The organism is Candidatus Limimorpha sp. (assembly GCF_056203535.1).
Map to the genome: position 1 here is coordinate 81,803 of NZ_JBADWU010000081.1, position 21,513 is coordinate 103,315.

Annotated in this window: 6 protein-coding genes; all 6 read right to left on the reverse strand. The window is 46.1% G+C overall.

Annotated elements, in window-relative coordinates; all coding sequences use genetic code 11:
- Positions 1-8 precede the first annotated feature (8 nt).
- The 6 genes from AC06MN_RS09605 to AC06MN_RS09630 all read right to left on the reverse strand — a co-directional run bounded on the left by AC06MN_RS09605 (position 9) and on the right by AC06MN_RS09630 (position 21,447).
- Entirely contained in the window at positions 9-5,651 is a 5,643-nt protein-coding gene (locus AC06MN_RS09605; RefSeq protein ID WP_475672153.1) for a CARDB domain-containing protein, read from the reverse strand.
- A 55-nt stretch (positions 5,652-5,706) separates the two neighbouring features.
- A complete protein-coding gene (locus tag AC06MN_RS09610) occupies positions 5,707-15,660 on the reverse strand; it encodes a M6 family metalloprotease domain-containing protein (RefSeq protein WP_475672154.1) in 9,954 nt (3,317 codons plus the stop codon).
- 92 nt (positions 15,661-15,752) lie between these two features.
- Positions 15,753-15,920, reverse strand: a complete 168-nt coding sequence (locus AC06MN_RS09615) for a hypothetical protein (RefSeq protein WP_475672155.1) — start codon at positions 15,918-15,920, stop codon at positions 15,753-15,755.
- A gap of 501 nt (positions 15,921-16,421) precedes the next feature.
- Positions 16,422-17,234 carry a porin family protein gene (locus AC06MN_RS09620; RefSeq protein WP_475672156.1) on the reverse strand — a complete coding sequence of 271 codons (813 nt, stop codon included), beginning with the start codon at positions 17,232-17,234 and terminating at the stop codon, positions 16,422-16,424.
- Positions 17,231-17,893 (reverse strand): hypothetical protein, encoded by a 663-nt coding sequence (locus AC06MN_RS09625; protein ID WP_475672157.1) that lies wholly within the window; start codon positions 17,891-17,893, stop codon positions 17,231-17,233. The genes AC06MN_RS09620 and AC06MN_RS09625 overlap by 4 nt, the downstream gene beginning before the upstream one ends.
- Positions 17,894-17,928: 35 nt before the next feature.
- Positions 17,929-21,447, reverse strand: coding sequence for a T9SS type A sorting domain-containing protein (locus AC06MN_RS09630; protein WP_475672158.1), 3,519 nt, complete (start codon positions 21,445-21,447; stop codon positions 17,929-17,931).
- Between the last annotated feature and the right edge of the window lie 66 nt (positions 21,448-21,513).

The following is a 21,513-nucleotide window of genomic DNA, read 5'->3' on the forward strand; positions in this document are numbered from 1 at the left end:
ATGCTGAATTAATACTGTCTTCTGATAGGATATACAAAGATGGTGATAAGACCTTCAACATTGGCATAGACGAAGATGGTCTTCGTGTTGAGATAACCTGGGCGTATCACATCGGGATTGCCTTGGCCTTCGTCCGTCATAAAGGTGAGTTCGTGCTGGTTGAGCGACAAACTATCAGACTGGAAGGCTATGGGGAAGTTGCACACCACCACGAATCCCGAAACATTCAAGTCAGTGCTTCCATGATTACCATACTCAACATTAACAGTGAATTTGCTGCCTGTGCGTACGCTTGAAGGAGCGACGATATTCACTGACAATTCGGATGGCAAGCCGTTCTCAACGACAAACGCCTGGTCCTTGATGGTAATGATGCCTCCCGGTAATTCGGCGGCCATACCGTAGTCGCCTGTCGGCATATCCTTCAGGTTGAAGGTGGCGTATGATTCAGTGCTATTGGTGAAAAACACCTTTTCCGCCGGCAGGTATTGGTTACCCAGAACCAGACGGAAATCCATGATGCTGTCGAATTTGGCTCCGACAATCTGAGTGGTGATGGAACCCGCATTGCTGCCGTGGTCGGTATCAACATGCAGAATCTCGAAATTGACAATGGAGGCGGCAATGTTGATGCTCTGCGTTGCATTGCTGCTTTCGGTGCCAGTGACCAACAGGTAGTAACGGCCACTATTCAGAGATGGAATGAGGATTTCAAGTTCCTGCTCGTATGGTGTTGATGCGCCAAAGTCGAATGAAGCCAAAGTTGGCACTTCTTCGAAAGAAATGTACAGTTTGTTGAGAATCAGATTTGATGAGCTTGTCAACCGGCATGAAAGGGTTTGGCTCTCGTATTCTTCTCCCACATCAATGCGGTAGTAGATGAATTGGTTGTTCGACAAAGTCTGGTCAATACTGGAGCCAATCTCCAAAAGAGGATAAGTGATGGACATTCGAGTCAGCGAAACAACCGTATTGTTCTCATAGGTAACTTCATTCATCGAATGCTGAATGTTAGTTCTCACGATGACATAATAGTCGCCTTCGGACACACTCTGAATTGGCATTGACAATTGTCTGTCCATGATACCATTGGATTGGATGTTGATGTAGAGTTCTTCCGAACCTAACATGATGTCATCACTGCTCCAGACATCATCAGAGGAAAGATAAACAGCTTCCTTGATATTGCCTTTGGCTGGATTAGAACCTAAATTCGACAACTGCCAGGAAACCACGATTTCCTCGCCCGACTGAGCCTCTGCCGGAGAACCGAGGTCAGAAATCAGCAGGTCGCAAGGCAATGGGGTGATTATCGACACCAGAATGCTTTGGATGTTGTTGTTTTCGTTTTCATCCTCAAAGACTTGATTGGTTGCATCAGCATAACTCAAGAAATATTGTTCTCCGGTAAACCAAGAAGGAATAGTCAGATAAATGGAATCGGTGTATGATTCACCCGCCGGCAAAATGCCATTATGGATTTTGCTACCCAAACGATAAGCGTTACTAATGTCGGTGGCATTGTTGCTCAAATAGAAAGCGTCCGTCCAAGCATTTGCTAATGTCGACTCGTTTCCTTCATTCGTTACGGTATAATGAATCCAATAGGAACCGCTTGATTCGAGAATGTTTTCCACATTGAGGGCTACAATACTCAAATCGGGCAGTGAACCATAGCTCACATTGACCGTTTGTGAAAGAAGGTTGTTGTTCCTATTGTTATCGTAGGTGTTCGACATGGCATCAGCCACACAAAGGACCTGCTTTGTGCCTGAAACGGAAAACGGCACGACAAAGGTTTGGGTGGCGGTATAGCTTGCATCAGGATTCAGGACCACAATCCTGTCGAGGCTGACCAACTGCACATCGTCATCGCTGACTTGGTCATCATCCGAAATAAGAATCTTATCTTTCCAAGGTATCGGAAGATAGTTTCCATTTACCACAACATACTGTCCTTCGTTGTTCACATACATCGGGATGGTAGTTGATGGACAGTCCCCGTCATTTCTCACCGTCCAAGTGACAGTGTATTCACGGCCAGCCAGAATCTCGTCAGGAAGTTCCATTGAAATGACTTGAAGGTCAAACGGATAACTCAAGACCGTACCAGTGAACGTAGTTGTATTGTTGGCATGACTCGTTTCGTGGATGTTTTCGTCTGGATCGACCGTGAACTTGATGTTAGGGTTGTCACCCGAAATCATTGGTGGCAGAAATACCGAAACCATGAAAGTTTGGCTATCATACCGGGCAATATCGACACCACTGAAAGGCTGGGATTGAACAGGGCAAACGATAGTATCATCATCCTGATAGGCAAACACCGCAAACGAAAGAGTTTCGTTTTCCAAATCAGCTTCACCAATGTTTGCAACCGTCAGGCTGACGACATTGGCTGTTCCCGATTGGATGCTGCCGTCCGTACTGATGCCAGAAATCGTCAAGTCAGGCAATGGGCAATTGATAACTGTAACAAATTCTGAAACTACATTGTTGGTCTTGTCAAGTTCCACGATCTTGTTTTCAGGATCAACAACCAAAAGGAAGGTGTAGTATTCCGAAGTCACCCAAGATGACACCGATACGGTTCTGACGAAATGCACCGTATCGCCAACCGTAATCGAAACGTTAGGGCCACCCAAAGGCAGCGTCTGGGATTGAACGGCGCACAGGATGGAGTCCACACCATTGGTGGCATAAAGCGAAATATCGCAATTGACATCCAACAAATCCAGTTCACCGATGTTGGTGACATCAAATTCAATGTCGACTTCATTGCCTGCATTGATTGTTGAGGGCAAAATCAAACTTAACGGCTTCAGGTCAGGCAAAGGTTGGTGCTCAACAAACACGGGATATTTCCTCAAGGTGTTGTTGTCTTCATTAGGTTCCCTCAAACTGTTGTCCGCGTCAGCTGTAACAAAAAGATGATAAGTGCCTTCCTCAACATTTGGCAAAGCCGTATTGACCGTCAAAGTGACGGTTTCGTCAGGCTGGATATTCAATGATGTCGCTCTCTCTGAAATCGTGATTGGGTTCGTCATAGCCAAATCTGTCGACAAACCAATTTCATCGGTGACACTCCAATTCTCAATAATTCCACTCCCAACATTTTTCACCACATAACTGATATTCATCGGATAGCATGCAACGAGGGTGTCTGGTACATTAAGTTGCATCACCTGCAAATCGGGAATACCCAAAGTGATAGGTATGCTTCTGACAATATTGTTGTCATTATAGAGATATTCAAACACATTGTCAGGGGCATCAGTGTAAACATATAAATAATAAGTACCTTCTGAAATGTTGGCTGGTAATGGGCCTGTCCATGACCTTGAATACTCCTCATTGGGCTGCAAACCGCCATAATGATAAATGCTGGTCAGCAAAAAAGCATCATCGCCAATTTCATCAGGATTGCTAGAGAGGTATACATAATCATACCAATAAGAATTATCAGGATTGCCCGCACCTTCGTTCACCACCGTATAGGACACTGTAAAATTGGCTCCGGTGCTCGCGTTTTGAGAATAACTGTCCAAATAAGGGACAAGATCAGCAGGCGGAGTAAGGATGATGTTCACTTCATCAGAACGGCTGACATTATTATCATCCATTACATGCTCGTAAACTTGATTATAATAGTCTGTTTGCACATAAAAATAGGCACTGCCGTACATGGTCAATGGAACGTAAGCATCGAAAGTTTGCTGATAAGAATCACCATGTGCCAGATATCCGTAATGAGACACGGTAGCTATACAACGGCTATTAGAGCCAAAGGCTGCTGAATCGGAAACATACAAAGCGTCTGTCCAATGGTTTACGCTTGTAGGTGCTTCGCCTAAATTCGATATGGTTGCTGTCACACTGACATTGGTTCCCGAATAAAAGCTATTGGGAGCAATGATGGAAGTGACCTGCAAATCGGGCAATGGCGGCATGGCAACATCAACTGCATCGATGAAAAAATTATCATGATAAAAGCTGCCGTTCAAGAACTCCGACATTTCATAGAGATAATTGTAGGCATAGGACCTTGCGCCTATGAAAGGTGGCGGGGTATAAGGCAATACCATCTGGTCGTTCTCCCAATAGATTGTTTGAGCATCGTATGCATCGGTTATGACGAACAAGTAGTATGGTCCGTTGATGGTTTCCGGAATAGTCACCGTTTGTGTTTGTGTGTAGGATTCATCAACACCAAGAGCTGCAAAATTGTCGAAGGTTCCCAAAAGATAGGTTCCTGATTCATTGGGATTCACATGATTATCAATTGACAGCCATACCCTATCGTACCAAGAGGTAGATTCTGTGCCAGCTACACCGTCATTTCGCACAGTCCAGGTCACCTCTGCCGTTTGACCTGCCACAAAATTTGAATGTGACATGGATGTGACATGCAATTCGGGCAATGCCTGGCAAAAAATCGCCCTCAAGATTCTGCTTTCCGTCACATAGAACGAATACTCAGTATCTGTTGAGATAATCTCATCGTTTTCAATCCAATGCAGAAACACATAACCCGAATTCGGAATGGCATTTAGCGTACACCACTCACCCGCAAAATAATTGCCATCTCCCGTGACGGTTCCGGCGTATCCGTAATTAGGGTCGGCCTGAATGGTAATATAAGAGGTGAAGTCAAACACGAATGGCTCTCCAGGATTGCCGCAGATGGCGTCGGCGACAAAGGAGAACGGAGCAGTCATCCTGTCAACCTCATACCCGTTGTAATGGTCGAACAGTTTGAAATTAATCGTGTTTTCATCATTGCCAAACACGGTTAGGAAAGCCAGATACCTGTCCAATGTCGGGATATACTGCATTATGGTGCTTCCCCTGCATTCACTTCCGCAAAAAGCACCAAGCTCCAAATAAGGCGAACGCTGTTCTTCACCGTCAATCTTGACGATTCCAATCATGGTCATGGAATGTTCATACAAATGGGAGTTGTATGTCCAATGATGATCGATGGAGCTGCTCAACCCGAAATAGGCCGTGTAATTGGCATTCTCCGTCACAGTAAAGCTATATGTGGCAGAGGCAGAGACTTGTACGCCGTCTTTCATCCAATAAAGGAACTGGTAATTCCATTCTGGTGAGGCTTCCAGAGTACAAGTGGAACCATAAGTGTAATTGCCGTAGAAACTGTCGTAGCCATTGACATAGCCGCTTCCTTCGGGCATGACATTCGCCGTAATGGTCAGCCAAGTCACATCGGAATTAAACCCAAACAGATATGGCTCATTCGGATTGCCAAAGAAAGCATTGGCCGAAAAAGGCACTGCCTGTTGGTTTTCCAAAACCATCTCAGATTCGGTCTGATGGTCATACAGCTTGAAGGTAATCTCATCGTCATTAGAACCATACACGGTAAGGAACACCAAGTACTTTTCCACAGCAGGATAGTAAGCCAGCAACTCGCTGCCTCTACATTCCCCGCCACAGAAGGCTCCTATTTCCAAATACTCTGACTGCTGTTCTTCCCCATCAATCTGAATGGAGCCTATCATGGTCATGTTGTAGGGGAATTGATGGCTGTCGTATGTCCAATGCTTCTGGATCCCTTCGTCGGAAGAGCCAAAAGCAAAGACCTTGAAAGCCATTGCTATCAATAAGGTTATTGTAAAAAATCTCTTCATATCGCAATTTTGATTATGGGACTGGCCCTGAAGCCAGTCCCTGTTATTTAATCACTTACTTAACAATAAGTTTTTGGCTATATGCACCCTTGCCTTCAACGACAAGTCTGACCGTATAGACACCAGAAACATTCGGAGCCTTTACCACAATCGGGGTCTGGCTGGAACGCAAAGCCGAAACGGTCTCACCTAAGGCATTGATGACTTCTACCATGATGCTCTCAGCCTTGTCGGTTGACAAGTCAATGCTGAACAGCGCACCTCTTTCGACAGGATTCGGATAAATCCTTGCAGAAGCAAAGCCTTCAACGAGGTCGGCCGAGCCATTGAAATGAACAATATATGGCTCATCGATGCAGCCGACAATGGCGTTGGGAACAAATGTCAGCATTTCAGAAGCGCTCTGATATTCCTTGCCAGCTCCGGCATGATACAGTCCAAAGTTCATTTCCTGATTCTCTTCACCAGTAATGGTAAGGAATGCCATGTAACGGTTTATCGGCTCCACATAGATCAGTTTAGAACTTCCAAGGCAACTGCCATTTGCGAAGACTGCCAATTCATAATCGCCGTCTGCAATCTCTATCTGATTCAGTTCAACCACAGCCATCACCGACATATTGTCGGGATATTTGAAATCGTTAGACACCCAATGGTTGTTTTCTGCCGTGAGATTTGGAACAAGTTCATCGCGGAAAAGAGCATCCGAATAGGTGAAGGTCGTAGTACCGACTCTCTTCGAATTGTACATCATGCCCATAGCAGGTTCGAGCGTATTCAGCGTACCGAACCAGCCTTGTCCTTCAATGTAGGTGGAGAAAGCGTGTTTGGTTTTCAGGACATCCCCGTTGGTGGCATTCAGATTCGCCAAGGCCTCATTGATGTCCATGGCAACGGCATGAGGATAACCAATCCAAGACCATCCTGAATAAATGGTGATTGGATAGTCGTCAACATTGGCGCTAATGCCCGAAACCACAGCTTCGACGGGTGCATTGGCATTAATCATGTACATCTGGTCGTTGGCAATGAAATTCAAGTTGCCCATCCACAGGTTTCCGTAATTGTAATCGAAACCATCGTCTTGCGACTTAATCATGACGCCATCGGCTCCAAGACTGGCCTCAAGCATTTCAAGACCTTCGCTGCCTTCCTGTTTCACAATGGTGGAATACCAGTTCCAGCCGGCTTGCAAGGCCGTGGTTTGAATGATTCCAAACCTGATGATATATGGATCGTCAAGCGTGCCTACTACGGAAGTTGAGTTGAAAGTCAAGGCAGACAGGCAATCGAACTCGGTTTCTTCGCCACGTTCATGGTCGTAAAAGTCAAATGTGATGTTGTCGCCCTCAAGTCCGTAGATGGTCATGCACACGACAAAGCGGTCCTGTTCGGGATAATAGGTGAGCATCTGTCGGCCACGGCATTCATCGCCACAAAGGGCTGCGACTTCCATATAGTTTCCAGTCAGCTCTATTCCATTGACATTCACGACACCAATCAGCGACTGAGAATTGTATTCCGGGTTATCGACCACTTCCCAATGCGGTGTGATTCCAATGAAATTGGCTTCCATGTTCACATTGTCTCTGACGCGGAAAGTATATTCCGGCGTGCCCGCGATTTCCTCGCCATCCATGCTCCAATTGGTGAAAGCGTAGCCTTCGTTTGCCGTGGCAGCCACTGTACATGGGAATCCGTTGACATAGGAACCGGCACCTGTTACAGAACCACCTTGGGCAGGATTGGCCGTTACGGTCACTTCATAGCTTGCTCCACCAACCGACAGCGGACAGCTCATGGCGTAGTAAGCATTATAATTCGGACAACGGCGCATACCGTCATACACTACGCGGAGTTCATATTCATGGTTTCCTGTAGCTATGGCATCGGTATAACTGGTCTGTCTTGTAAAGCCTAACAGCTCTCCGTCGCGATAGAGCAGGGCACCAAGAACGCCAGTGACCGGCGAGAAATAGCCGCTTCCATCAAACGGCACACAGAACGAACACACCTCACCCGTATTATTAGCGAGTACCGTTGCCTGTCCCGTTTCGGTATCCACCTCGGCAAAGAAGCCAGAATCGCCACAACCAGTCCAATACAACTTGCCAGTGTAATGGTCAAAGCCAGCTGATTGGAGGTAATAGCAATACTGTCCTGTCGAACCGACAAATGTTGTAGCACCTGTAGTTTTATCTATTTTGTACAAAGCACCTTCACTCTGACTTATTCCCCAAAGCTGACCGTCAAGGTCACAAGCAAGTGCCATCATGGTTCTACCCATCGACCCAATATTAACAATGGTATTGTCCTCCACATTCCACATATACAAATCACTGCCATATACACCATACATCATACCAGAGGAGTAATCCCATGCACAGTCGTAGAAGTCGTATATATTCAATGAACCTTGATTCACAATTTCTCCTGTTTCCGGATTTATTACATACCAGTTATTATCGTATGTGGCATGGACATTTCCGTCAAGCGGGCAATAATCGCCGCCAAAAACATAAGGAACGGTATTAATGTAATTGTAAGCACCCGGAGTATCGAGGTCGAAGCTAAACCATCCATCCTGATACTCAGCAATGCCATCATTATAAACCATGCATCCATAAGCCGGATAATCACCTTTCACAAACGATCTTTCTGCCACAGTCGGGTACTCCCAGCTAATCACATTGGCATCTTCGTTCATTTCCATATTCAGATTGGCAACAGCCTCGAAATTGTCGCACGACTGGTAAGCCCAATCCGTCTCGCTCCATTCGCTGAGGCCCGAAGAATACACCGAAGCCACTTTCAGGTGATAAGTCTGGCCGTCGATGAGATCGTCAACAGGCAATTGCATGAAACAATCAGAAACTGCACCTTGGTAGATGACATTGTCTTCGCTGTCGGAGAGTTCCACTTGATAGTTGTCGAAGTGACGGTTAGCTTTTGCGCCATTGGTAAGTTGAATGTCGTCAACGTCGAGATAGAATTGGTCGTAGCAGTTGAAGTGACGGATAGCTATATAGACCTGCTGGCCGGCGTATGCACTCAAATCAACAGCGTATTGTCTCCAAGTGCTTTGAGCGTGCATGTCGCGTTCGCCACCTTGACGGCCGCCCTTTGAGGTGATGGTGTGTTCAAAAATGGTGGTGAAATCGCTTGCGCTGGTGTTGCCAGTTGTCGATATGGCAACGCCGAAGTGCTCGGCACCATACGAAGCATCCTGGGCACAAGCCCAGAAACTAAAGGTAGAACCATCAACAATTTTGCATCGTGGTGAAACAAAGTAATTGTCAGGATAGATAACACCGTTGTTATTATCGTAGCTCTGTGAAAAAACGAAGTTGATGGATCCGTCGTGACCGCCTGTGAGACCGCTCATTTCGGTGTTAAGTCTCCAGTTGTAACCGTCACCATCAGCATCAATGGTAGTCCAACCATCCGGTATCCGGCTATCCTCAAAGTCAACGAAGAAAGCATCTCTCACATCCAACGATGGAACCGTATTGCCATGCTGTTCGTCTGTCCACATGGCCCAACCCGTTCTTGAGACATAAAGATTGCTGAGGCCGTAGTTGATTTCTGAAAGCACATAATTCAAGGAAGTGGCATCCCAAATGCTGACGGTTTCGGTGATTGGTTCGTAAGTATCGCCATTGGCGATTTCAAGCGTATAGTCGCCCTTGCGGAAGTTGTCCCATGCATAGTAACCGCTTTCGTCGAGAGTGACAGGAGCAATCGGATACAATTGCTGTTCGGCAGAATTAAGATTGGTGAAACTTACTGTAACACCTTCAGAGCTGTCGCCGCTGTTGAGCGACACAGTGATGTCAACGGCACCTTCGCCAAGGTTCATGTCCTTGTCCACGAAGTTTGACCAAACAATTGGGGATTCGCGTGGTCCTTGGATTGTTGTACCTTCTCTCAGTTCGTAGATACCAATGACGTTAGGATTTTGCTGGATGTTGCAGAAGAAGGCAATCTTGCCGTTGTATTCGCCAACGAATGCGCCGCCTGCGGTTGATGAGCCATCCCAGCCAGGAACGTTGGTCAGGTTGTTGATGAAGTTGATGCTGTTGGCAGCGATGTCGTAGTCATAGACAGACTGAGGTTCGCACCAGAGATAGACGTGACCATTGCCGTTTTCATCTTCGTAGTAACCAGTACCGCCGCAACTTGATGGAGCTGGAGCAGTGGTCACAACTTGACCGCCACGGTTGACGAGCATCAAGTCGTCCCAACCACCAACCCAGAAGCCATCGTTCTGTGGGTCGTATGAGCAGTGGCGGATAGCACTACAACCAGTAGAAATTGTGCTCACCAAAGTATGGTTGGCGAGGTCCATGCAGTACAGCGTTGAGCTATTATCACCTCCATAGAAGTACTGTCCATCATAGTCGAGGTCGCGAATGGTGCCGCAGCCAGCGATGTTGAAGCCTTCGATGAAGTTGCCTTGCATGTCGTACTTGCAGAAGTTGTAAGTAGCACTGGAATAGCCCCAGTTGCAGGTGTAGATATTGTTGCCATCGGTAGCAACACCATATTGAGCGACTTCGTAAGCATTCATTGAACCTATCAGATCCCAAGGAGCTCTTGTTCCTTCTGCGTTCACATATTCCTTGCATGAAATTTCAGCATGATTCTGTTCTGCAACTAGCTTGGCAGCATCTCTGTCATAGACCTGAGGAACATTGACGTTAGCCCAAGTGACAGGTGATTCAACGAGTTCGCCACGGTTGCCTTCATAAACACGGCTCACACCCCACTTGTAGACACCCGCTTCAACATCTGCCCATGCAAGATCAATTAACAAGGTGTCAGCCACATTGTCGGCAACAATCACTGTGTTGTCTTCGGTGTAAGGTCCATTGTTGTAGGCATTGGTGCGATAGACGCGATAGTGGTTGAAGGAACGGTTGTTTCTGATAATCTGAGTCGGGGTTCCCACATCATGTGATATGGCATTAGGATCAGACGAAAGAGCGACATTGCCTGCAGGCATAGTGTGATTGACTGAAGCCGGCTGGGTAAGCGTTGTGGTTTCTCCTCTTCTATTTGAAACAATGGCACGAAGCATCCATGTGTAATCAAGGTCATAGCCGGCAACGTCTTCCCATGTGACACCGTCGAGACTAATCCAACGGCTGTTGGGGTCGCCAGTGCTGGCGCAACCAGAAGCTGGATAATTTCCATTATCGTTGTGCATCACAATCCAGAGCGATTGAGAAGGGTCAATGGCAACGGGGGAGTTCATCGTCCATTCAACGAAGTCGCCAATGCCCGTGCAACTATAGGCCTGGGTATAAAGCAAAGTGGCAGGAGCTGTAGTGCCGCCCTGGTAAATCATGATGTTGCCCGTGTGACCCTCACAATCATACATGCTTACCTTGGTCACACTATGGCCAGAATAACTGCCAGCAGGGAACATGACACCCCAATAGAACTGGCCACCGCCTGTGCCAATACCAGATTGATATATGCCATCATCGTAATACAGCCAATTACTCTTCATGCTCCAATACACTTTCACATAGGGGCTGTTCGGGTCAGCGGCATCGGGATAGTATTCTGCCACGACTTCAGAAACAGGGTAGAAAACCTCATCCATTACAATGTCGACGCCTGCTGTTATCTCGTTATATGCAATATTGACAACGTTGTTGTAACGCGATTCTTGGTACCCTCCACAAGTAGCTTTGGCAGAATAGTTTCCAGCCAGAAGGGTGCCTGCATAATAGCCATTGGCATCAGTAGTGAAAGAAATGCTTCTGGAATAGCCAAACTCATCTCTACCGGAGAAAGTGACTGTGGCATTTGCTATTCCAGTGATTCCGTCAACTTCATACACATGGCCTTCAACGGCACCGTTACCGGAAACCCACACGCCAACTCCGTTGGAAGGATTGGATTCGCCTCCTGCATAAACGGCAGCGACCTGAAAATTGTAGCCGTCCATGTTATAGGCAAGGCCGCTAACCGTATAATAAGAATCCGTCGTGTTGCCAACCGGCACATTGTCCTGATAGATGTTATAGGAAAGGATGTTGGTATCGGCAAGCGGCGTCCATTCCAATGTCAGGTCGTCGCCTTCGTACAAATAAGATTCCCAAGCATACAAATCCTGCGGGCCATTGAGCAGGGTGGTGAATCCCCAAACAGGACCTTCAACACCTTCGAAGCAGCCATCGTTGCGTTCAACAATTTGCCAGAAACAGTTCGCGTTATTTGGCAGGCCTGTAAGGGTATAGGTTTCAGCGAGGTCTCTGGTCCAGTCAACAATAACATTCAGATTCTCATAATCCGTACCTAACAGGAGTTGGTATTCAGTTGTCCTTTCTCCCAATCTCCACTTCAGTTGAACGGCTGTAGGTGTCACATCCGTATCATAATCGGATGGGGTTGGGAAGAAAGCAACTTCCGGACATGACAATTCGCTGGTATTGAGCACTACATCCCATTCGGTTTCCGTTGATGAAGCGGCAATATAGTAAGTTCCGGAAGCTATGGTCATGTCGCTGATAAGGTGTTCCGGATCATAGCTTGGGGCACAATAGAATGTGGTTGTTGGAATGTAGCTCACGGTATTTCCTGAAGTAAATGTAGGAGCGTCGTAGGTGTAAGCGTACATGCCTGCGCCAGTCATCGGAACAGCCTGGAAGTTGCAGCTTGAGTAGTTGTTGCCACTTTCGATACAGTCCATGCCAATGAGCAGATTGCCACCATTGTATTGGTAAGGCGTGGTGAATGTAACAGTCATCATGCCGTCAGCGACAGTGAGCTGGCCGATGTAGACAGTAGTGGCCGCAGCAGGGTCGACGAAACTGCTCATGGTGGTGAAATTCACCTCTGTCAGATAGACTTGGAAATTCGACTGCCACTGATTAGGTGTCGAAGCGGTATAGTAAGTCAAACTGTTAATTGTGCGTCCTGCCATAGCGGTAATTTCGGCAGCCGGAATCACATACTGTGAACGGGTGTAGGCATCGGCATAGAAACCGTACATCGGAAGATAACCTGTGGTATTGGAGCCATCAGGATAGGCAGTCAGTTCCAAGGATTCGCCAATAATAGCCGAGCCATAGTAGTTTTCAAAGTCTGGGCCACCAACGCCTTCAAAGCCATCTCTGTAGACAACCAACTTGCCGTTTTCAGCTGGTTCGTCGGTGTTAGGCTTGGTGACAGTACCATTGAGCAGGACATCATGGTCGAATGTGACTTTGTAGACTGCATCGTTACCTTCCGAAACACCGGTTGGAGGCAGAAAATAGTCGTTGTTCAGCATGGCGGTTGTCGGAGTGTCTCTGTAATCAGTCGGATCATCGACAACACGAGCCATTTCCCAAACGTCAGGTTCAACAGGGTCGTAAGCAAAGGCTGACAGGTCAACTTGAATTACCTCGTTGTCTCCATAATTAATAATAAGGTGTCCATCCGTTTCGCCATCACTGTTGCCAGTCGTCAAATTGAGTTCACGGCTCGCATGATAGCCAAGAACGATTGGAAAATCCACTTCCTCAAGCTGGAAATAGTCGTTGTCCGTTGCTATGCTGTTAATGACGCAGTAACCACCCGGATTGTAGATTTGGAATGTAAAAGGACGCACCCATGCCTCGTTAGGGCGGTAGCCCAGTTGGAATGTTTCGGGAATGACAACTGGAGTTGAAGAAACCCGGTCAACAATCAGCACTATTTGATTCTTCTGCGAATACAGAGTTCCTGAGTAGCCGGAAGGGTTATAAGGGTCGAAATTGGGGTCGTCATCGTAAACACGCATGGCTTGCACTTCATCGGTTTCAAAAACGCGGCAGGCCATGTGGGGGGCACCTGTATAACTTCCCGTGTTGTCATCCACGATAAGGGCCAAATTGGAATCTCCCATGTAACCAAACGGGACATCAAGTGTAATGGTATTCCACCCTTGGGCCATCAGCACATCACCGCTGAACACCAAATCCGATGCTGTCACGGGAATCCAGTCTGTATTATTTTGGAAGGCCGTTTTGTCGGTCGCAACGAGATAAATGTCATAAATGCGGGTCTTCTCGGCTCCTTCATTATAGAAAGAGATGCTTCGGATATTCCCTTGCGTGCCTATTTCTTCCGCTGTGTAGATTTGCTGGGAAAGCGTGTAGCAATAGTATGAATAACTCGGCAGATATACATTGGTGGCAGTGCCTCCATCACCAATGAAGACAGTACCTTCTGGTTCGTAGTTTACTTCGACCGATTCTGAGGCGGATGACAAGAAGCCATTGCTGTCCATACTTTTCACATAATAATTCTGTGTCCCAAACACGGGGCTGCCATCTAAATAGGATGTCTCAGTCGTGTTGCCAATAAGACTGCCGTTTCTGTAAACATTATACGACACGGCGCCAACGGCCGCAGTCCACGACAAAACCACATCATTGTTTTCGACAGAGGCCATCAGATTGGTTGGAGGATCACAATCGGCAACACTGCCGTATGAGAAGGAAATGGTGTTTCCCGCTTGAGTGATATTGTAGATACCAAAGTTGTTGTCAACCGTTCCGTTGGTGAAAAACGGATAAGCGCTTGTGGTTGCGTTGAATTCCGTTCTGCCCACATTGGCACTGAAGAATGCCGTCGAAAGATTCCCATTCTGGGTGGTCGATCCTCCAGGCCTGAATATATAGACTTCATCATATATGCCGCTGCTCGGATCATAACCGGCATTCCCCTCAAAACGGGTATCGATGCGGTAAACGAGAAGTCCTGACCCCGGAAGCCCCGACTCAAACAGCGAAGTGTTGTCTCTGTATTCCACCACATAGAACTGGTATGGGTCTTCTGTCGCAATTTTGTAGGCCACATTGTCTGGCGTAGGCGAACTGATGGGATTCAAGGTATAGACTCCGCCTTCTGTGATTTCAGGGATTTCGTCAATCCAGTGGCCATACTTCATCTTCATGTAGGCACCGCAATGCTGGGGAGGCCAGGTGTCGTTTTCCATCAAATCCCAAATTCCAGCGGGAGAGAGATTGGTGCCATAATTATAATGGTACAGGTCGGGAGCACTTAAGGAGTGGTTCATCTCGTGACACATCGTTGAGGTGTTGAAATAGCCCGATGCGTCAGCAAGCTGGAAATTGAAAGTCCAGACTCTTTTTCCATTAATGTAAACATATCTGTCTTGAAGTGCCCATTTATGAGGCCACAGCAGCGAGCTCCACTCGCCGACATCGCCACGCACGATGAAGCATACATTGTCGACGTAACCGTCGTTGTCGTAGTCAATATTCAGGTTCGAAGGGATGGGATAGTTGGCGTTAATGTAATTCACCGCACGCTCAAGCAGGCTGAATTCACGCTCCGCCCTCTGGTCTTCCGTTTGATAGCCATTGGTGTTTGTAACGGCATTGTAAGGCTGGAAATAACTACGCGGATGATTGTCTTGGTAAGAGATGATGGTTTCGCCCGAATGTCCGGGATAGAAATAGGTGGGAATCTCTATGGAACCATACGAAGCCGACCTGAAATAGTTTCTCATAGAAATGCCATTCTCAGATACGTCATTGAACATGTTGTCGATGGAAGAATAAGAGTTGACAAATTCTCCATCGTCGGAGAACCGGATAAAGATGGAAATATTGTTCAGCGTTCCGTGATTGGGATTGCTACGGTTTGAAACATGCCTGTCGTTCTCATGCCAGGCATTTCTTCTTGCCTGCCATTCCTGTGGAGAAATGAGGTTGTGAGGCCGCAGGTTCTTGCTTGCAGGATTAACGCTGCCAGCCACGAAATCAGTGGCGACCAATTGACCGTTTTGCTTGTCGGCATAAACGTAAAAACCTGTCAGGGGATGTTGCATGATGGTGTAACCATCTGCATCATGCAGGTAGTTGAAGAATTCATCACCAGAGGCGAAACAATGCAATATTGTGCCGTCCGGTTGGGTCAATGTCTTTGGGACATCTTTCAGATAGGCTGCATGGACACTGAAAAAACAGCAACATGCAATGATTAACAGTAAAAATCTTTTCATGACATTTTAATTATTATGTTGATATTGTTTGACTTTATAATCTATTCATTTTCATCATTTTCAGGCAGAAACTCCATGCAAATTTTAATCTTTCAATCAAAAGTTATTATATAACGGTGCAAAGAAAGAAAAAAAAATGAAATAAAATAAAAAAAATCCATTTTTTCATTTTTCACCCTTAATTCACCCATTTTATACTGTATTAGTCCCTGCCGTTTCAGTTCCTTACGGATGTCTTCTCCAATGTTAATGTCTTTCATAAGCCAATTATTAGGTCTTTCTATTATGGTTAGACTTTTTTCCCGCTTACATTAGTCACTTGAGGCAAATTTTTTTTGTGGCAATTTTTACCACAGCAGGGTTTTCAGGCAATATGAATTGGCCATATTGGTGTCTTGGCCGGATTTTATGGAACGTAGAGACGCACGGACGTGCATCTCTACATGCCACCAGATTATCCATAAATAAATGTGAATCAATTGATATACATCTAATTATACTTTTTCATAATCTATGATTCATTTACGATAATTGACTACGTCGAATGCAAAGCATTTCACCGATACGCAGTGAGGTAATCTTCGATTTTGTGTTTGGCAAAGCAAAAAAGCAGCTGTCATCGTTACTGGTTGTTTTTTAAATCTCACTAAGTAAGCAGTCAGAAATAAACTACATTTTAATTCACTCATTTCGACAATCTCAACGAGCTGTAAATCAGTCTGCTGATACCCTTCTTCAAGGGTGTGACGATGTCGAAGCATTTAGAACCCGTAATGTACACCTTTGCGATGCTTTGGACGGTATCTGTCGGGAAAGGTGGAACAAGCATCATCCGAATTGTCAAAGTGAAGCGGTATGCCTAAGCCAAGACATATTTCCCAGCCTTTTGGCATTCGCTTTCCCGTACTATTGTAGGCATTTATATTGACTGGTGCTGCGGTCTCGGCATGTTCCATTTCGGAATACGAATCAACAAAACCATGATGGTAGCTGGCTTCAAGCCGAACACTCAAGGTAAGTGAACCAAAGTTGATGTCGCTTCTGATGCCTAAACCCGCATACGCACCAGCATGATATGGTGCCATGTTTGCCTTGCCAATGTCGATGGTCTCATCCATAACGATGGGGATGGAACGGCTGATGTGGATTTGTCCGCCAAGCAGATAGCCAGCCTCTGCACCTGCAAAGGCGTATGGCTGGAACAATTCGGACACCTGCAGCCGCGCTTGTACGGGAATGCGTAAATCGACATATTTCGATGCGATGGAATAGTGAACCGTTGCATTTGAGAGATGCGTGTAGTGCATCTTGACCCCCCTGTTCGCATACATCATTTCCGGAGCAATGGAAACAATATCACCTAACGGAACACTGACGAAAAGGCCGCCAACTGGAGCAAAGAAAGCATCCTGTTCCAGTTCTGACAAGTATTTATCGAAATAGGACATGCCAGGCAGAGCTACGCCTCCCTTTACGCCTATCGCAACGCTCTCCGTATTTCGGTTGCCAATCTGCGAAAAGCAATAGCCTGGCAGTACGAAAGCCATCACTATGATTGCAAAAAAACTTTTCATCTTCCACCTCCTTCCGAGTCAAGGCGCGAAGCCATGCCGTCACCGTCCTTATAAATGAAATACGAGCCTGGCTCAAACTGCGGAATAAGTCCGTCTGAGTCGTCATTGACCTCCATAATGACAACCGCAAAATACAGGTTGCGGATGCCTTCGGCTTCTACATTCCCTTTAAGGATGACACCTCGCTTCATGCTGACATGAAAAGTAGTCCCCGCGAATGGCACTTCGTAGTTCTTGTTTTCAACAAAATACACCGTAAACGCATTATCAGTTCCCATGACAAATGCCGTATCTGTTGTTTGCTCAGATGCCTCAGCCAAATCTACACGCACCACACCGTTATGCTGTTCAGAAAAGCGAAGACTCACATTCGGTTCAGGATCGATGGGATTCAGAGGCCATCCCGCCACGTTTGAAGCGACTCGTTGCTTCGGTGCCATCGTGTAATTGCCATCGATATTGGCAGGAATATAGCCCTGTGGCACACTTCCAAAACCCGACTCAAAAGCATGTAGGGTAGAGTCGGGGATTACACTGAAAATGTCATTGATATAAGACTCCGTTCCAATGGGAACGATTGTCGTGGCATCATTCTTCGTACACGAAACGAAAGCAATGGACACTGCCGACAAAATAAAACTTACTATCTTGTTTTTCATACAATTATAAGGTTGTTCTTGCAATAATAATCACTTTATCTATCCACTGACACCAGTTTCACGGCCTTTCCTTTTCCCGTCCTGATTTCGATTAGATATAAAGCTGGCTTTAATTCCGACAGGTTAAGCGACACACTGTTTTCCTTGCCATAGTTTTCGGTCATAAGAATTTGTCCTAAAATTCCCACTACCTTAATTTCCTCGATTCCTTCCGCCTCAACGGTCAGATGGCCATTTGTAGGATTCGGAAAAACTTTCACTTCCACGCGGTTTTCATTTACGCCGAAATAACCTGCATTTATACGCAGAGTCCGGGTTGTCTCGCCACACGACAAGGAATTGAATGATACGGTCAGTTCGGCTGTTCCCGGAGCACCGACAAACAGGAGACATCCGTTTTCGTATGTTTCGACAATATGCCAGTCAGGGTTCGAGAGTTCCCACGAATGGAAGCTCAAAATGTCGTAAGAATCGATATGGTAACGATATAATCCGGAAATTAAATCCGATGCCGCATATACTTGGCTTTCACCTTTTATCAGATATGCATTCTGCGCATTATTCACCGTATAATGATATTTGTAGATAATGCTGTCACAACCCTGCTGCGAAAACAACGTGTCGCCATAGCCAATGAAATCGTCATAATAGACTACCCCATTCCATTCCACAGAATCGCAAACCGTACGGAAAGCATTTTCGGTTATGGTTTCTAAAATATGGGTATGCATTGTCACAACACTATCGCAACCTTGTGAACTGCCCAAAGTCACCGAATAAGTCATGCCATCGAGGCAAGTATGTTGATGCCACTCAAAAGGATCGCAAGCTATGGAATCAAACTCATGTTCAAATTGCTCTGCAAGCCGAAAATGCATGGTGACGATGCTGTCGCAACCTTGAACCGATTCAAAGACATGGGAATAGTCGCCATTCTGATCGCAATGGTTCTCATACCAGTCATACGCCTGACAGGATTGATATTCGAATTCGCTTGTCATGGCTTCGTTGAAATGCAAATGCATCGTCACGATGCTGTCGCAACCGTTATATGCTACAAAAGTCTGTTCATAATCTCCATCTTCAGAATAGGTCATTCCATTCCAAACAAACGGAGAGCAAGTCTGCTGGTCAAATTCATAATGAACAGCCTCCATAATGGTCAGATGGAGCAGCACCGTACTGTCACAGCCCATCTGGCTTTGAAACGATTGCTCATAGTCGCCGCTCTCCGTATAAGTATCATACCCCCAGGAAAAAGGATGACAGTCCTCATGTTCAATCTCTTTGAAATAAGTCGGAGCTACCGTAAGATGCAGTACAAAAGTACTGTCACAGCCATCAGGATTTTCCACCACATAGGAATAATCGCCATCGGCATTGTAGGTCTGGCCGTGCCATTCATATTCTCCACAACTGACTTGGGTTTCTTCCATTGTGAAAGCATCGCCTATTTCAAGATTCATGATTAACAAGCTGTCGCAACCTTGCGTGTTTTCCAAGACATGATAATAGATGCCTGGCTCAATATAAACATTGCCATACCATTCATACGATTCGCAAGCTGTTACATTGAACTCGTTCTGCGAGCTGTGATTTATGGTCAAAGGGAGTATGTAGCGGAGATTGCAACCGAACTGGTTTATCGTATCGAAATAGTATGTTCCACTTTGGCTATATACCTGACCATGCCAAACGTATTCATCGCATTCCGTAACTGCGGGCAAAGTGATGTCTTCGCTTCCGTGGATTGTAAGTGGCAGATACTCTGTACGCACACATCCCCATTCATTAAGCGTTTCATGCGAATAAGTGCCTGACTCAAGGAAAGTATTCCCATACCACTCATAACTCTCACAAGCTGACACTGGATCAAGATATAAGTCATCGGCAAAATGGAGGGTCAGATTCAAGACAAAAACACTATCGCACATTCCCGTTCCACCAGGAACCGTGATGGAGTCAATCGTGTTTTGAGTATAGGTCTGTCCCGTGCGAGGCCAATAATACAGGTCACACTCCGTAACGTATTGCACTTGCCGGAACGCATCGCTTATGGTCAGGTGCAGGATTTCAAGGCGATTGCAGCCATGCTCATTGGTCGTCATATAGGTTCTGTCACCACTCGTATTGTATGTCACGCCATGCCAAGTATATTCTTCACAGGCAGATACGGACGTTTCAACCGTATCGCTATGATGAATCGTCAGCGGCAAATGCTGAAGCAGTGTACAGCCCCACTCATTAGTGGTAGAATAATCATACAGTCCTGAAGTGGTATAGGTTACATCATGCCAGGTGAACTCATCGCACTCAGCGACTGGCGGCAATGTTTCTTCTGTTGAATGATGAACCGTCAGATTCAAGACAATCAAACTGTCGCAGCCAGACGGATTCGGCTTTACATATTGCCAAGTACCATCATTTGTATAGGTCTGCCCCGTATAGCCTGCCCATGTAAACGATTCGCAGGCATGTTGGTTGATAGTCCGTTGAGGCCGAGGCGTAACAGTGACATTTACCGTAGCTTCAGCTGATTGACCGTTGCAAGTAATGCGGTATCGGAACGAATCCGAACCGGCATAACCATTGTCAGGTGTATAAAGCATGACGCTGTTTGCGTAGGTTGCCGAACCATGTGAAGGCTGCTGTATGATGCTACACGACAAATTGTTGCAGTTTTCCAAAACATAGTCATTATCAAGGAAATCGACGACGACTGCATTTTCGCTACATGTTGAAACATTGTCGTTACTCGCGGCCATTCCTCCTAACGAAACTGTACAATATGCTTCGCTCTCACTATTCAGTTCACAGAAAGAAATGTCATCAAGTCCGAAGTCATTTCCGCCACCTATCGTATTCTGATTCAAGATGGTAATGGTTGCAGATGTCGAGTTACCGCTATTCCATATTTGATAAAACTGTATCCAGGTATTCAAACTGTTTGGGGCGGTAAAGACATCGCCAATCTGCTGGTCATTGATGCTGAATTGCAGAATGGCTTCATCGTGAGCACAAACCGTGCAAACGTATGTAGAAAAAGCATAATTTGTATTTGGCTGTACAGAAACCGTTTCCGTCCACACATTTGTACCTGGTACGGTCGCACCATTAATAATCATGAAATTGCCGGAATCGCCATGTCCATGACCTGTGAAGTTTAAATGATGGCTATGCGCATCCGAATCGACATAGTAGGTTCCCTCTCTATTAAGACTGGTGTTATATTGGTATGACGAAGAAAAACCCGTATTTCCTTGCTCAAAGTCGCCATTCACAACGAGTTCCGGACCTTGGCCATAACCCGTACATGTGTATGTGGTCGTAACACTTGGCGAAGCTACTGTAACAGGCCCCGTCGTATTACTCAATCCAGCAGCCGGCGACCATTCGTAAAAAGTTGCTCCAGAAGCCATCAAAGTAACTGTCTCGCCCGGCTGGATGACAGCATTTGGCGGCGTGATTACCACGCTGCGGTAGCCATTGCCTTGAGCGAATCCAAATGCTGCGATGAAAAACAGCAAGGTAGTCATCATTAATCTCTTGTCCATGAAAAATCTGTTTTTTTATACATATTGTGTATAGTTAAAAATTGTATTGCCTAAACGCCGTTTTAA